This is a genomic window from Dietzia sp. DQ12-76 (genome assembly GCF_014145045.1).
GTDB lineage: Bacteria > Actinomycetota > Actinomycetes > Mycobacteriales > Mycobacteriaceae > Dietzia.
In genome coordinates this window covers 1-15,398 of the sequence record NZ_JAALDV010000565.1, presented here as the reverse complement: position 1 = coordinate 15,398, position 15,398 = coordinate 1, and the positions used below count along the sequence as shown (strand labels likewise).

11 protein-coding genes are annotated in these 15,398 nt (G+C 70.5%); 5 read left to right on the top strand and 6 right to left on the bottom strand.

All coding sequences use genetic code 11. The annotated features are described in order from the left end of the window. Positions 1–40: 40 nt before the first annotated feature. Positions 41–952, top strand: coding sequence for a hypothetical protein (locus G6019_RS16855; RefSeq protein ID WP_182613014.1), 912 nt, complete (start codon positions 41–43; stop codon positions 950–952). 207 nt (positions 953–1,159) lie between these two features. Here G6019_RS16855 and G6019_RS16850 read toward each other — a convergent pair whose 3' ends face one another. The 4 genes from G6019_RS16850 to eccCa all read right to left on the bottom strand — a co-directional run bounded on the left by G6019_RS16850 (position 1,160) and on the right by eccCa (position 6,743). Beyond that, entirely contained in the window at positions 1,160–1,453 is a 294-nt protein-coding gene (locus G6019_RS16850; protein WP_107757032.1) for a WXG100 family type VII secretion target, read from the bottom strand. A gap of 29 nt (positions 1,454–1,482) precedes the next feature. Further along, positions 1,483–1,803, bottom strand: coding sequence for a WXG100 family type VII secretion target (locus G6019_RS16845; protein ID WP_107757033.1), 321 nt, complete (start codon positions 1,801–1,803; stop codon positions 1,483–1,485). 105 nt (positions 1,804–1,908) lie between these two features. Then, a complete protein-coding gene (locus G6019_RS16840) occupies positions 1,909–2,727 on the bottom strand; it encodes a hypothetical protein (RefSeq protein WP_182613015.1) in 819 nt (272 codons plus the stop codon). After that, positions 2,724–6,743, bottom strand: coding sequence for a type VII secretion protein EccCa (gene eccCa, locus G6019_RS16835; protein ID WP_182628120.1), 4,020 nt, complete (start codon positions 6,741–6,743; stop codon positions 2,724–2,726). The genes G6019_RS16840 and eccCa overlap by 4 nt, the downstream gene beginning before the upstream one ends. Before the next feature lie 247 nt (positions 6,744–6,990). Between eccCa and eccD the strand changes: the two genes are divergently transcribed. Then, positions 6,991–8,529 (top strand): type VII secretion integral membrane protein EccD, encoded by a 1,539-nt coding sequence (gene eccD, locus G6019_RS16830; protein ID WP_182613016.1) that lies wholly within the window; start codon positions 6,991–6,993, stop codon positions 8,527–8,529. After that, positions 8,526–9,914 (top strand): type VII secretion-associated serine protease mycosin, encoded by a 1,389-nt coding sequence (mycP, locus tag G6019_RS16825; RefSeq protein WP_182628118.1) that lies wholly within the window; start codon positions 8,526–8,528, stop codon positions 9,912–9,914. Before eccD ends, mycP begins: the two co-directional genes overlap by 4 nt. A gap of 59 nt (positions 9,915–9,973) precedes the next feature. Here mycP and eccB read toward each other — a convergent pair whose 3' ends face one another. Beyond that, positions 9,974–11,425, bottom strand: a complete 1,452-nt coding sequence (gene eccB, locus G6019_RS16820) for a type VII secretion protein EccB (protein ID WP_182613204.1) — start codon at positions 11,423–11,425, stop codon at positions 9,974–9,976. A 133-nt stretch (positions 11,426–11,558) separates the two neighbouring features. On the opposite strand from eccB, the gene G6019_RS16815 reads away from it, so the two are divergent. Beyond that, positions 11,559–13,196, top strand: coding sequence for a type VII secretion protein EccE (locus G6019_RS16815; RefSeq protein WP_182613205.1), 1,638 nt, complete (start codon positions 11,559–11,561; stop codon positions 13,194–13,196). Here the strand turns inward: G6019_RS16815 and G6019_RS16810 are convergent. Then, complete coding sequence (locus G6019_RS16810; protein ID WP_182613206.1) at positions 13,150–14,235, bottom strand: DUF695 domain-containing protein; 1,086 nt, start codon at positions 14,233–14,235, stop codon at positions 13,150–13,152. The genes G6019_RS16815 and G6019_RS16810 overlap by 47 nt on opposite strands. Before the next feature lie 177 nt (positions 14,236–14,412). Here G6019_RS16810 and G6019_RS16805 point away from each other — a divergent pair. Continuing rightward, on the top strand, positions 14,413–15,398 hold a 986-nt coding region (locus tag G6019_RS16805; protein WP_182628117.1), incomplete at its 3' end, for an NAD(P)H-binding protein.

The window sequence follows — 15,398 nt, the reverse complement described above, 5'->3', positions numbered from 1 at the left end:
CGGCCCGTGAATCACCGGGGCTAGTGCGTGGGGTATGTCCATGAGCTACGGCAGCGCCGTTCACACCGCCGACGGGGACTTCATCGTCGGATCCATTCTCTCGGGCGCTGCACCATGGCTTTCGCTCTCGTCCGAAACCACTCTGGAATACGCCTTGTTCGGGGGAAACAGCCCGTTTGCCAACTGGGTGGGAAACGAACTGCGGGAGTGGGAGCTATTCCCTACGCCGGAGTCGCTCTTCCTCACCGACGATCTCGGCGAGAGAATCCGGACCTGGTCAGATGAGTTACACAGATGCCAGGAAGCGCGGTTTAGCGGAATGCCCGGACCTGACGACTCGGAAATGGTGGAGGTGGCGCTTGAGGGGCTCACGCTCTGTGGGTTTATCAGGAATGAGATCCCTTATTATTATGTGGGTTCCACGTTCTTCGACGCGCTCCCTGAGCCTGTGAGAGAGCAGGTCGAAGATCGCGTCCCTGACTGGAGGGGATATCGAAAGATCGACGGCAAGAGGGACGTGTTCGATCGGCAGGCCATGCCGTTCCAGCCGTTCGGTAGCAGCCAGATGCCGCCCGAGCTGTCCACGATGTCGGCCGCGATCATGGCGAACGTCGATCGTTACGGTGGCCGAGTTGTGGACCCGGGCGGAGACCTCTGGGCCGAATTGGACGCCTGGCAGGCCCGATATGAGGACAGCTTCCTCGGCCTCCCCGAACAGCGGGGTCGAACGCCACGATGGCGGCCCGGGTTCGACCGCCTTGGCTGGATGGCCGAAGGCCTCGCCCTACAACAGAAGTCCCACAACGCGCTGGAAGGCGTGCACCTGGCCTGTGGAGCGGCCTACCTCGCAATGTCGAAGGACGAGTGGGATTCGATGCTCGCCGTCTACCTCAAGAACACTTCCGAAGTGCCAGGCCAAGCGGGCCCATCCGCCGTCGAGGGGGCGCGATGACACGACCCCCTCATGCTGTTACAGGCGCAAGAACGGTGTGCTGCACGTGGGGCGTCGATGATCCCCGCCTGATCTCCCGATCACCGCCCGGAAAAGGCCGCCGACCCCGGTCACCGGACACTCGGCTACCGGGGCCCACGAACCGCAGGGCGGCGGCCCGCCAGGACTCGGTCATTCAGACCGCGATCGTCATACCCGCCGCGCGGGTCAACCCCACCCCTGGGCGGCGCGGCGGTCGGCATCGGCCATTCCCTGGTTGCCCTGACTCGCTGCCCGCGAGATCTCCGCGAGCATCGCCTGAAGAGCTGCCGCCGCCTGGTCCCAGTCGTTCTGGTGGGCGTGGTAGGCGACGGCGGCGTCGCCCTCCCATTCGGCGACGAGCGGCGCGAGGTATGTCTTGAGGTCATCGAGGGTGGTCCGCAACGCGGTGGAGGCCGAGCCGACCTGGCCGACCAACGCCTCGATCGGGCCGTGGTTGTAGGTGATCTGTCCTGAGGTCATGAGTATTCTCCCGATTCGAGGATGGGTGGTCAGATGTTCAGAGGCCCGGAGGCGCCGATTCTGCTGATGGCCTGCGCGGAGTCCTGATCAGCGGCGTCGAACGAGGTGCTGTTGACCCGCATAGTCTCCGAGATGCCCGCCAGGGCGGAGTTGAGCTTGGCGCTCTGCTGCTGCCACTCCGTCATGATGGTGGCGAACCGCGCCTGCGCCGCACCCCGCCACACAGATCCCCCGAGCTGCGACACCGAGTCCCGGACGTTCCCGAGTAGTCGATCGATCTCCATGTTGACCTCGTCGACCCGCCTGGCCGCGGTGTCCATGGTCCCGATGTGGGTGTTGAAACCGGCCATCTCGTCCTCCCCTTGTCGTCCTGCGGCCCCCTCGTGGGTCCGTCACAGTGTTCGACGCCGCTGCGACCGCGTTCGGTTCCCTCCTCATCGCCGGCCCGAGCAGCCTCAGACATCCTCGTGCAGTCGCAGTGCCGCCTCGACCGGAGCGGTCTCCGGCACGACGAAGGACAGCAATCGGGCCTGATCGCAGGCGTCCACCACTCGCTCGCAGTTGCGTCCACGAGCCAGAACCTCAGTCGAACCGGTGCCCGCCTCACGCCTCGCCCGTCGGAGGGCGGTCACCGCATCGATCACACGGGAGACCTCGTCGTCGCGCATCGAATCCCGGCGCGGGTCCCAGCGGTGGACGAGGGCCCGGTCGATCAGGGTCAGTTCCCCGCGTGTGCGTTCCACGAGACTCACCATGGTCCGGGCCTCGGATGCCTCCACGCACACGGCCCAGCGGGCTGACGAGGAGGGCAGAGCGTCGGCGGTCACCAGTGCGGAGCGGACGATCCGCGGAGCCACCCCCAGCCCCTCCGCCGCGGCGGCCAGCCGAGCGGATCGGGTGTTGCCCCACTCACTGGGAACGAGGAGCACCACCCCGTCGCCCTCCCCCGCCCCGCCCCACCGGAGTGCCCTGGAGACGGGCGCCGCCAGGAGTTCGTCCACGGGAACGGAGAGGCCCGCCACCTCGGTGCGATCGCGGTGGGTGCTCGCCACCGGATCGAGCAGACACCGGTCCGGGTGGCTAAGAGCGAGGGAGTCGACACGATCGGAACACTCGATCCGATCGCCCCCCGGGGGCAACGCTGTCCCGTAGACACCGGCGAGTACCGAGGTCGGCGTGACCGACGGGGAGAGGACGGTCGACGCCGACGCCGACGCCACCGCGAGTCCGGAGCACGAGAGGTCGACCGCGAGGCTCACTGCTACCCGGGTCATGGCAACGCCAGTGCGGTCTGCACCAGATGGACACCGCCGCTCCGGGTGACGAACCTGCCCCGACCCGCCGGCATGGGCGTGGGACGAACCCCACCGAGAAGCGGCCCCTCCTCCCTGCTCCCGGACATGATGAGGCCGGCGCCGCCTAGATCCCGGATCCTCCCGACGAAGGGGTCGTACAGGGCCCGAGACGAACCAGCACACCGCCGCGCGAGTACGACGCAGAACCCGATGTCGCGGGCGTGCGGGAGAAAGCGGGCCAGTGGGGTCAGCGGGTTTCCCGCACCCGTGACGACGAGATCGAGGTCGTCGACGACGAGGTGGATTCGAGGACCGTCCCACCACGACCGCGAACGGAGTTCCTCTGGAGTGACCTCCGCCCCGGGCATCCGCTGCTCGAGGATCTCCACGAGGTGCTCGACCATAGGCGCCAGCGCGGTCTCGGTGGCGGCGTACCCGGCGAGGTGGTCGCCCTCGACCTCGCCGAGCATGGTGCGCCGATAGTCGACCACGATGATCTTCGCCGACTGCGCGGTGTTGCCGGAGATCAGTCCCCGGGTGAGGGCTCGTAGCACGGAGGTCTTGCCACACTCCGAATCACCCAGCACCAACATCAGCGGATCGGCGTCCAGATCGGCGTAGACGACCTTCAGGTCGGATTCGTCCACCCCGAGTGGCACGCGTGAACGGGTACCGTCCGGTCCCGGTCGTGCCAGGCTCGCGAGCTGGCCGTACGGCAGGGTTTCCGGGAGCATCCTGACCGGCGCCGCGGTGACCGGACCCGCGAGTTCGCGCCACCGCTGCGCCAGATGCCGGGAGGCCGAGGCAGTGGCGTCGGCGATGCCCCCCGGGTCGACGAGCCCGTCGAGTCTGGGTTGGAAGATGAGCATGTGGTGTCGGTCCCGGGTCAGACCCCGTCCGGGGGAGGCGGGAACGGTCACCGCCGCGCGGCGGTCGATCATCGAATCCGTGGGATCGCCCAACCGGAGTTCGACACGCGTGCCGAGCGCGTCCCGCAGCGCCGGCCGGAGGTCGGCCCACCGGGCTGCCGACAGGACCACATGGACACCGTATGCAAGACCGTCCGCCGCGAGCCCCAGCACGACCTGCTCGAGATCCTCGACCTCCGTCCTGAACGCCTGCCAACCGTCGATCACCAACATGATGTCGGGGTACTCGGCGACTGATCGGCCATCACGCTGGACGAGTCTGCGGCGGGCCTGGTCGATCGAGGTCAGGCCCTGGTCACGGAAGACCGCTTCCCGCCGCTTGAGTTCGGCGTCGACCTCCGCGACCGTACGGCGAACCTTCTCGTCCTCGCCGCGCCGGGCGACTCCTCCGACGTGAGGGAGCGGGGAGATCGACTGGAGGGCCCCGCCACCGAGGTCCACGACGTAGACCGAGAGCCTGTCGGGCCCGGTCGTCGCCGCGGCGGCCAGGACCAGGGTGCACAAGGCGGTCGACTTGCCCGACCTCGTCCCGCCCACCACCGCCACGTTGCCGTCCGCCCCGGAGAGATCCACGGACCAGATGGCTCGGCGCTGCTCGAAGGGCAGGTCGACCTCCGCGAGAGGAAAGCTCCAACTCGGCGGGTCGGCGTCATCCGGGACCATCGGTTCTCTGCCGACCGCCGAGTCGAGGGCGGCTCCGGCACCCAGTGGCGCGAGCCAGACCTCGTGCGCGGGTCGCCCGTGGCCGGACAGCCGACCGACGAGAACGTCGAGCAGACTCGAGCCCTCCTCCTGATCGTCCCGACCGGCGTGATCGGCCGGGCCCCCTCGATCGGAGACGGAGTCGCTGGCCGGAGGGACGGGAGCGGCCACCGGCATGAACCAGGACGTGAATTGTCGCACCGTGGCACGGGCGACCGGTGCCGCGACGGACGCCCCCTCCCGCCGACGATCCTCCTGGTAAGGGCCCGAGACATAGGCGGCGTCGAAGCGCACCGGATCACCGGAATCGACCTTGAGGAAGCCAGCGCCCGGCGTGGCGGGCAGGTGATACGCATCGGTCACGCCGAGAACCGTGCGGGACTCCGTCGCGGAGAACGTCTTGAGTGCGATCCGGTAGGACAAGTGACTGTCGAGACCCCGCAGTCGCCCCTCTTCGAGCCGTTGGGACGCCAACAGGAGGTGGATGTGCAGACTGCGACCGAGCCTCCCGATGGTGAGGAACAACTCCGCGAACTCCGGCTTGGAGGACAAGAGTTCGGAGAACTCATCGACGACGATCACCAGAGCGGGCAACGGGTCCAGCTGGGCACCCCTCGCCCGCGCCGCCTCGTAGTCGCCGACCCCCGCGTAGTTGCCCGCCGCGCGGAGCACCTCCTGGCGCCTGTTGAGTTCCCCCTCGAGCGCGTCCCGCATCCGGTCGACCATGGTGATCTCGGCCTGAAGATTGGTGATCACGGCAGCCACATGGCACAGCGACTCGAGTCCGAGAAACGTGGCCCCACCCTTGAAGTCCACCAGGACCAGGTTGAGCGCGTCCGGGTCGTGGGTGGCGACGAGACCCAGGACGAGAGTGCGGAGGAACTCGGACTTGCCGGAGCCCGTCGCGCCTATACACAGTCCGTGCGGTCCCATCCCGCCATGCGCGGCCTCTTTGAGGTCCAACTCCACCGGCGCACCATCCGGGCTCACACCCACCGGGACGCGCAATCGATCACGTCCACCTCGTCGACGCCATGCCACCGCCGGATCGACCCTGGCCGCCGACCCGATCCCCAACAGGTCCGGTAGGCCCGGGACGCGCCTCATCGACGTGGAGCCGTCCGCGTTGGTCACGGTATCCGCGGGCCGGTATCGAGCGAGTGCCATGGCGAGTCGCTCCGCTTCCGGAAGGCTCATGGCGTCCGCGCGCGCGACCAACTCCTGCCCGGACTCGGTCCGCACCGAGGCGCCGCCGTCATCGTGGACCCGGACACACAGCCCGAGCCTCGTCGCGAGGTCGCGTAACTGACCGGCGCGACTCCCGGAGACCTCCAGGACGGTCACGCCGTCCAACCCGTCCTCCGCGACCAGACGCTCCGCGCCGTTGACACCCACACCGTCCACCACGACCACGAGATGAGGCTCCCCCGGCCGAGGCGTCGCGCCCGCCCCGAAGGACGGTCGGGCCGCGATCTCCTCGGCCAGCATCGCCTCGACACCGGCGAGGGAGAACTCGGTCAGTCGTACCCGTCCGCCGCCGTCCGTGTACGTCGGATGTGCGTGGTGCGGTAGCCACTTGAGCCACTCCCAGGCTCGACGTGCCTGCCCCTCGCTCGCGGCTACCGCGATGCGGACCCGGTCGGGCCCGTGGGTCACGGCGAGGCCCGCCAGCGCGGCCCGGGCAGCGGCGCGCACCACGTCGACATCGCCGTCCAGGGAGACGACGGCGAAGGCCCGCAGCTCCACTGCGACCGGCAAGCCGTCCACCACCGAGTGGACTCTGGCGAAACGCCTCATAGCCACCACCGAGACCGGTTCGAGGTCGTCCACCGGACCGGTGTCGGGCGCGGACAGTCTCGTCGCCAGCGACTGTCGTCCGGGACCCAGACGTGCAGTGAGGTAGTCGGCATCGCCCTCCTCCCGCTCCCACATCCGTGGGGTCCCCACCAGCGCGGGCAGTCCTGCCGGGTCCGGGTGCCTCCACAACGCGGCCCGCCGTTGCGCGGCCGCGATCTCGCGGACTTCTTCCCGGGTCTGCCCCAGGTACCGCAGGTAGTCCTTGCGCAGTTCGTCAGTCTCGCCGGTCTTGTTGCCGCCGGACAGGGTTCCGGCGAGCATGCCGACGGCGGACACGGCCATCATGACCGGGAAGAGAATGAACATCGGGTTGCGCATCATCCCTGTCCGCAGCATCACGACCACCATGCCGGCCACGGCGACGACCAGGATGATCGGGAGCACGATCTGGACGAGGGGCCGGGGAGTGGGCCGGGGCAATCCTGGCGGGGCCTGCAACTCGAGCTCGCCGGTCGGCACCACCGGGGGCTCGACTCGCTCGCCACGGGTGAAGACCACGTCTCCCATCCGCGCCCTCCTCCCGTGCTGATGCCCCGCTTGGTGCCCCGCCTGATGCCCGCCGTCGTGTCCTCCGGCCGGTTCCAGACCGGCCGGCCCCCACCCGGTCCCAGAGGAGGGCCCCCCACGAGTACGCCCCGCATTCGACAATGGTCGCCGTGTCGAAGCGCGATGTTAGGGCAGTTCACGTCGCGACGGGGACCTCAACCCACCGGGAGGACAGTGTCGGTGAGTCGGACGAGTGGAGGATTCTGGGGTGACGGGACAGAACGAGCTCCGGGCGGTGGCGTCCGGCGTCGAACCGCTGGACCAACGTCGGGTGTCGATCGTGTGCCGCACCACCCGTGTCGACCTGAGTTTGCCGGCCCACCTGGAACTCGTCGCCGTGATCCCAGAGGTCGTCGACCTGGTCCGGGATCGGATAAGGGCGGCCGCGGGACCCGCCTCGCACGTGGACGTGGACTCCGAGATGGGCGGCAGCGCGAACGGGTCATGGCAGCTCTCCAGGCTGGCGGGCGGGCCGCTGGCCATCTCCGAGACACTCGCCCAACAGCGCGTGCACGACGGCGAGATCCTCGTGCTTGACCACCGGCCCGTGCCCACACCGGCACCGCTGTTCGACGACGTTCTCCAGGGGCTGACCGATCCCGACGTCGCACGCTCCCGAATCTGGGGACGCCGCGACGCCGTCGCAACAGCCACCGCGGCGATCGCCGTGGCCGCGGCGGCCGCTGCCACCGCGCTCGTCACGCAGTGGCGGCACACCGACGGGATCCTGACCCCTCTGGTCGCGGCGCTGTTCGCCGCGGTCGGACTCGCGACGGTCCTCACCCTGCGGCGGTTCGATGCCCCCGGGTCGACTCACGCCGTGGCAGCGGCCGCCACGATCGGGTTCACGGTGATCGCGGCAGGCACCATCGGTGCGGCCCCGGTCGGAGCGGGGAGTGTGGTGGGTGGCCTGACCGCGGGATCCGTGGTCGCGGGTCTGTTGCGGTGCACCGTCTTCCGCCCGGCTCCCGGTCGGTCATACGGTCTCGCGGCGGGATACCTGGCCCTGACGCTGGTGACGGCCGTGGGGGCGATCTCCGCGACGGTCGCCGCGTACACCACCGTGCCGGTGCACGCCATCGGGGCCGGTGTGGTTCTCCTGGGCCTGCTCATCCTCACTGCCGCACCCGGCGTTTCGGTCTCGGCGGCCCGCATCCCGATCCCAGCGGTCCCGGCTCCCGGGGAGGACATCGATGTCGGCGAACTCGGCCACGTCGGTCGCGACGTGAACACGGGGCATCCCGACGATCTGCGGAGACACGCACCCCTCCCCACACCGGCAGCGCTCAGGCATCGCTTCCTCACCTGTCGCTCGTGGCTCACCGGCCTGCTGTCCGCTGGGGGCGCCGCATGCACGGCCGGCGCGCTGATCGCGTTGAGCGGCACCGGTGGATCCCCCGGATGGTCCGCTCCTCTGGCACTGGCGGTGATCGTGATGTTGGTGCTTCGCGGGCTGGGTTACTCCGATCGGGTCCATACCAATGTGCTTCTGGGGTCGGCTCTGGCCCTGGCGGCCGGTGTACTGATCGGGGCGGCGTTCACGCATACCTCGCCGATCGGAGTCGTCGTCCCCGCCGCTGCCGCGTTCGCCGCTGCTGTCGCCATCGCGGTGACGGCGCTCCCGCAGGTGGAGCTCTCCCCCGCCGTGCTGCGTGCGGTCGGGACGATCGAGGTGCTGGTGATCTGCATGATGGTTCCGCTCGCGGTCGGGGCCATGGACGTCTATTCGACCGTCCGTCAGCGATGAGACCGGTCGTCGCGCTCTCCCTCGCCACCACCGTGGCGATGCTGACCGCCCTCGGCGCGGGCGGTCCGTCAGCGGTCGCTCTCGAACGCCCCTCCATCGACGGCCCCCTGCCGGAGGTCGGCCCTATCGATCCCGTCGCCGCGGAGCCCGGTTCGTTGCGGTTCGGCGGTCCCTGCCGCACGACCGCCGCGGTCCTCGATCCGTCCGCCCCTCCCCCCTCCGCGACATCCGCCGACCTCAGCGCGGCCTGGATTCACGGAAGGGGCGAAGGGCAGGTGGTCGCCGTCATCGATACCGGTGTCAACCCGGGCCCCCGGCTACCACGCGTCCGTGGTGCGGGTGACCTCGTGCCCGGCCGGGACGGCACCGAGGACTGCGATGCGCACGGCACACTCGTCGCCGGGGTGCTGGCCGCGATCGAGGACGACTCGGGACACTCCGGCGTCGCCCCGGGCGTCGAGATCGTCTCCATCCGGCAGTCGAGCAGTGTCCTGAGAACCACTGAACGTTCATCCGACGACTCCGTGGTCGGATCAGGTGTCGGCACGCTGACGTCCCTCGCCAGGGCGATCCGCGCGGCTGTCGACGCGGGCGCGGGCGTGATCAACATCTCTGAGGTCGCCTGCGTTGCCGCCGGCACCCCGCTGGCCGACGAGACGCTCGGCGGGGCGATTCGCTACGCCGCCGTCGATCACGACGTCGTCCTGGTGGCGGCTGCGGGAAACGTCGGCCAGACCTGCGGAGACCAGAACCCCGATTCCCCCGACCCCACACGAGCCGGTGATGACGGCTGGGACGACGCGCTCACGGTGGCGGTACCCGCCTGGTACGACGATCACGTGCTGGCCGTGGGCGGCGTGGGACCGGACGGGGCCGCCGCGGACTTCTCACTCCGGGGCCCGTGGGTCGATGTCGCGGCCCCTGCGGTGGACCTACGCTCGGTCGGTGCGGACGGCGCGGGGGTGTCGGACCTCGTCGTGGACGGGGACGGAACCCGTTCCTCCATCAGTGGGACGAGCTTCGCCGCTCCGTTCGTGGCCGGCACCGCCGCGCTAGTCCGGCAGGCATATCCGGGTCTCACCGCCCGACAGGTGATCGCGCGGATCAAGAGCACCGCGATCCCCGCCGCCGGCGGCCGCGATTTCGCGGTGGGCCACGGGGTGGTGGACCCGGTGGCGGCGGTCACCGGGGTCCGTCGGTCCGGTCGTCCGGTGCCCGCGTCGACGACCATCGCCGCACCACCCCCGGACCCGCGGCACACCGGCGCGGGCGCGGGTGCGATCGTCGCGGCCGGGTCACTCACCGTCGGGGGTGCCATCCTGGTCGTGGTCGCTCTGACCCGAACCCGAAGCCTCCGCCACCACGACCACCGGCCCGGGTGCTGAAAGTCACGCCCGAGCGGACACCCTCACCGGATCCGCGCGCCGTCGTACCGCGTTAGCGATCACCCCACCGGGCCCGAGGCCTCGTCCACGACGGAGTGGAGGTCGTGACCATCCCGGCTGACCAGAGCGGAACGGCGATCCAACCTCGGGCCGGCGGGGAGTCTGTCGATGATCGCCCCGTCCACCGGAACCGGGGCGCCACCCACCCCGAGCACTGCAGCGGTTTCCTGATCTGGGACGTCGAACCGTACCCCCGCGTCGGTGACGATCGTCGTGACCGCGCCACGAGTGGACGTGCCACGCCCGATCGCCGTCACGAGCATCCCTCCGCCCGGGATCCCGACGACGTCGACAGCCGGCCCACCACCGTCCGCGCCGGCCATCGTCCGGGCCTCGGACTCCGAGGGGGCCGGGGCGCCGGCGACAACGGTCATCCGACGGGCCGCGGTCCCCTCCCTGCCGGAGTCCCGGACGCACAACACCGGGGAATCGCTGGTCGCGAGCACCGTCGGACGATCCGCGGGAAAGGCGTCGACGTCCAACGCGACCGATCGCGGAACGCCCATCCGGTCGGGCTCGACAGCCTCGACCGGCCCCACGGTCGAGGTGGAACGGATGACATCGGCCACCACCGGACCGACCTCCTGGACACCATCCGCCAACGCCACATAAGTCGCCCTACCCGAGGCCGTGTCCACGGTGAACACCTGCCCGATCCGCAGGGAGTCCAAACCGTAGTCCACGGGTCTGCCAGCCATCTCGATCTGCGGTCGCACCACCGGGTCGACCTCCGGCAGCGGGTCGATCAACGCGGCGGTGACCGGTCGCGGTGCGATGCCGTCCAGTCCGAGGATCGACAGGAGGTCACCGTCCGCCAGGTCGATCCTCGACCGGGTGCCGTTCCTCAGTAACCACCCCCTGCCGTCCTGGTCCGCCAGGACGATCTCGTCGCGCGAGATCTCGCGACCGGGCCCCACCGCTCCGTCACGGGCCACCACGCTGGTCGAGACGATCCGGGGGAGACCTCGGTCGGCGTCGGCGACCTCGTCGCACACCGTCCACGAGACGGCCGCCACCCCGCCCGCATCGCGGGGCGCCGGCAACGCGGACGGTGCTCCCGGGATGCCCACCAGGCCACCCCGCCGGGTCCCTGCGATATCCGAGTCCCGCACCGTTGTCGGTTCCGCGGGCTGGCCGGTCACCAGACGGGCCGAGGCGAGATTGAACACCGGGTGGACCGTGTCGCCGGCGCGGACATACATCTGGCCGGACTCCCGGCCCACCATGATCACCGCGCGTTCCACGTCGGGCATCGGATCGAGCAGAGCCAGGACCGCGGCACCGACGCAGCCGAGAACGGCGGCGGCCACACCGACCGCGAACCCTGTCGACTGGCGACGCAGTGGGTCATGAAGCATCCGGACGTCCCGGACGACCACCGCGAGACGGGCCCGGCGAGACAGGAATCGGTGTCCATCCACCTGGGCCCTGGTGGTCGGCTTCAGCGGCACGGACCGGTCCCTTCCACGATTGTGACGCCCCGCGGCGGCGGGTTCCGGGGGTAGGGTACGCCACGGTCCCGGCCCGGTGGCCGGGCTTCCCGGGCGGCCTTCCACGCCCTCGACCAGGCCTGGAGGAGGACCGATGATCACCCTTCGCGCATTTCCCGCGGTCGTGGTCGTCCTCGTCTCCTCGGCCGCGCTCGCGGTGATCTGCCCTCCGCAGTGGCAACCCTGGATACAGTTCGGCGTCGCCACTCTGGTCGCCGGTACGGTCACGGTCCGTCGTCGAGGACGACCGCTCTCGGTCCGCGGCCCTCGCTCGCGCCGTCTCCCCGTGGACGTCGTGGACCTCGTCTCCCCCGACTTCTCACTGGTCGGCTGCGTCGAGGGTCACCGGGTGGTGACGACAGGAGTCGAGATCTCCGCCGGTGCCCTCCTGACCACAGAGGTCGGCCGCGATGACCCGGCCGACTTCCGGGGAGTACGGCTCCCGCTGAGCGCTGTCGCACGCCAGCTGGATCAGGGCGGGGTGTCGCTCGAGGGGATCGACGTCGTGGTCCACGGACGGCGAGCCGCATCGGGTCCCGACGGCGACGTGTATGGCTCGCTCGTCGGTCCGCTGCCGCTGATCTCACACCGGCGCGTCCACCTCCTCCTCAGGTTCGACGTCTCCGAGTTGGCGTTGGCCTGCCAGGACGGCGCGGGGCGGGGCTCCCTCGCGAGTCTCATCACGGGGGCCACCGAGCGCCTGCGCCGATCACTGGTCCACCACGGCGTCCCGTGCCGGGTGTTCGACGCCACCGAGCTCGCCGAACGGTTCCTCGAGGCAGAGGTCGAGCCCACGGAAGGAACGGCATTCGTGGTCCGCCCCGGTGCCGGCCCGCGTGAAGTCGTGGACGCCCTCACCTCGGTGCGAGCGTCGGCGATCACCGAGGTGCTCCGACTCCGACGCGTGCCGGGACGCCACGACGTGGTCGACACGGTATCGAGCGTGTGGCTCGCGGGACTCACCCCGGGCGCGCTGCCCCCGTGTGCGGACTCATGCCATCCCCTGCCGACTCCGCGCGTGCTTCCCATCCCGGGTGAAGAACTCCCCGATGCGGTCGCCGGATCTCTCGTCCGACGGCGTCTCGACCACCTCGACGAGCTCGCTCCACCCGCCCACGGGTGCGGTCAGATCCTCGGCGCGACACGGGCGGGCGACGCGGCCGCCGTCCAGCTGGCCGGGCCCCACCTGCGCTCGGTGCTCCTCGCGGCCGGCTCCGCCGTGTGCCGCCAGGTGGCCTTCCGCGCGGTGGCGGCGGGATACCGGGTCGCAGTGGTCACAGACGTCCCGGACCGCTGGCGATCACTGTCGGCGATCGCCGACGAGACCAGGTACCGGATCGTTGCCGCTGACGCCTCTGATGTGGGCACACCGGTGGACGCGGTGTTCTGGGACGTCGGCGGTGCCCTCAGTGAGGGTCGGATCGACGCACTAGCCGGACCCGGTGGTCCTGACGTGACGCCACCGACCGTGATCCGGGTCGACGCCGACTGGGACCTGTCCTCGACCGGCGGGGCGACGACGTCGAACCCGCCCGACCTGGTGCTCGACGGCCGGATACCGGGATGGATCTCCGTGGAACCCCGTTCCGGGCCCACCCGGCGGGTGTCCGTGGTGACCGGCCCGGGCGAAGACGCCTTCGTCGGCACCGTACCGGGGCCGGGCCAGAGTCAGGCCTCGGCCGATCTCACACCCGCAGGTGCTGAACCTTCCGCCAGCCCGGATCGTCGGTGACCGTCAGGGTCACCTCGCCCTGGTCCCAGCCGGAGCAGGCCACGCGCAGCTGCTCGTGCGCGGGGGTCGTGGAGTCCACGTAGAAGTGCAGGAGCCGGCGGCCGTTGCAGCTCTCGGCGCCCACGCACTCGCCTGTGCCCTCCAGCCGGTCGACCAGGTGGTCCTCGAGGTCCCGCAGCCCGGGCAGTGAGCCCGACCCCGGCAGCCCACAGTCCTCGACATCCGTATAGGGCACGTGGACGGCGACGTGCCGGTCGAACTCCGGTGCCGAGAGCGCCACCAGGGGCACGCGCACCACGGCGACCATCGGACCCTGCGAGGTGTCGCCGTGCAGGATCTGCCAGGCCGGCTCCCCCGCCTCGTCGGTGTTCTCCTGCTCGATCTCCCGCAGGATCCCGGGCAGCGCGTATAGCGAGACCGCGTCGTCACCCGGGGCCGTGGCGTTGGACCGGATCGTGCCCACCCACGTCTCCACCGCGGCCTCGCCGCACATCGCGTCGAGCAACAGGTAGGCGGCGATCGAGGGATCGGATCCCACCAGTCCGGCGAACCCGGGATGGTGGACGGTCACGTCGGCCCGGGAGAGCCCCACGTCCACCACCACCTCCGCCTCGTCGAACCCCAGCCGCCGGTCGCGGAAGTGCATGGCGCGCCCGGGGACCGGGTCACGCAGGTCGGCGTATGTCCACTCGGAATCGTCGGGCGGGGCCTGGGCGAGCCAGCGGCGCGCCACCCCGCGCAGTTCCGGCACCCCGGCCGCGGTGACGGTCAGCCGGTGCGGATCACCCTCGGATGCGGGGACGAACTCCCACGAGAGACCGGGATCGATGGCCTCGATGAGCGAGGTGATCTCCGGGACCACCCGGCGGGCGTTCCCCGACTCGATCGCGGCGGTCGTACGACGACACCCGCCCTCGGACCACCACCGCCAGAAGGTGGCCACGGCCCGCTCCGAGCGCAGCCTGGCGGTCTCGATGCGGACGCCGGACAGGTCCATCGACCTGGAGAGTTGTCGGGGTCGTGCCGCGCCGATCGCCATCCGTTCTCCCTCCGTCCGTCACGGTCCGTCCGCCTCGTCTGAATCCAGTATCCGGATATCGCGCCTCTCGTGCCCGGAAGCGGCACACCCGGGTCCGGTTTCGGGTCGAGCATGCGGGTCGGCTCGCCGAACGCACAACGGGTGCGCGAGCGCGCCCACACTGGAAGAGTCTCGGGTATGTCCACGCCCCACGGATCCCCCGACGCCCAGGCCCCCGACGCCCAGTCCGGCCCGCGCGTCCTCGTCATCGGCGCGACCGGGTACATCGGCTCCCGCCTCGTCCCCCGACTGCTCGCCGACGGCGCCCGTGTCTCGGTCCTGGCGCGCACCCCCGCCCGGCTCGACGACGTGCCCTGGCGGGATCAGGTGACCATCCACGAGGGCGGACTGGGGGACGAGGCCGCGTTGACCGAGGCGCTCGCCGGCGTCGATGTGGCCTGCCACCTCGTCCACTCGATGGGCCACACCACCGACTTCGAGCGGGAAGAACGCGAGACCACCGAGGTCTTCGCCCGCGCCGTCGAGGCCGCCAGGGTGGGGCGCATCGTGCACCTGTCCGGGCTGCACCCGGAGGGCGAGACCGATCTGTCAACGCACCTGCGCTCGCGCGTCGAGGTGGGGCGGACCATGCTGGCCTCGTCCGTGCCCGCGTTGGTGATCCAGGCCGGGGTCGTGATCGGCTCGGGCTCCGCGTCCTTCGAGATGATCCGCCACCTGACCACCCGGCTCCCCGGCATGGTCACCCCGAAGTGGGTGAGCAACCGGATCCAGCCGATCGCCGTCCGGGACGTGGTCCACTACCTCGCCGCCGCCACCACGGTTCCCCTCGAGGGCGAGCTCGCCGATGGCCGCGTGATCGACGTGGGCGCCCCGGACGTGCTGACCTACGGGCAGATGATGCAGATCTACGCCGAGGAGGCCGGACTGCACCGCCGGCTCATGGTCCCCGTCCCCGTGCTGACCCCCAAGCTGTCCTCGCTGTGGATGGGACTGGTCACCCCACTCGAGACCGGCCTGGCCCGGCCGCTGGTGGAATCGCTGCGCTGCGAGGCGATCGTCCTCAACGACGACGCCGACGAGGTGCTCGGCGCCCCGCCCGGCGGGCGGACGAGTTACCGGCAGGCCCTGCGCGAGGCTCTGCGCGTGCCCCACGGCCCCGCCCG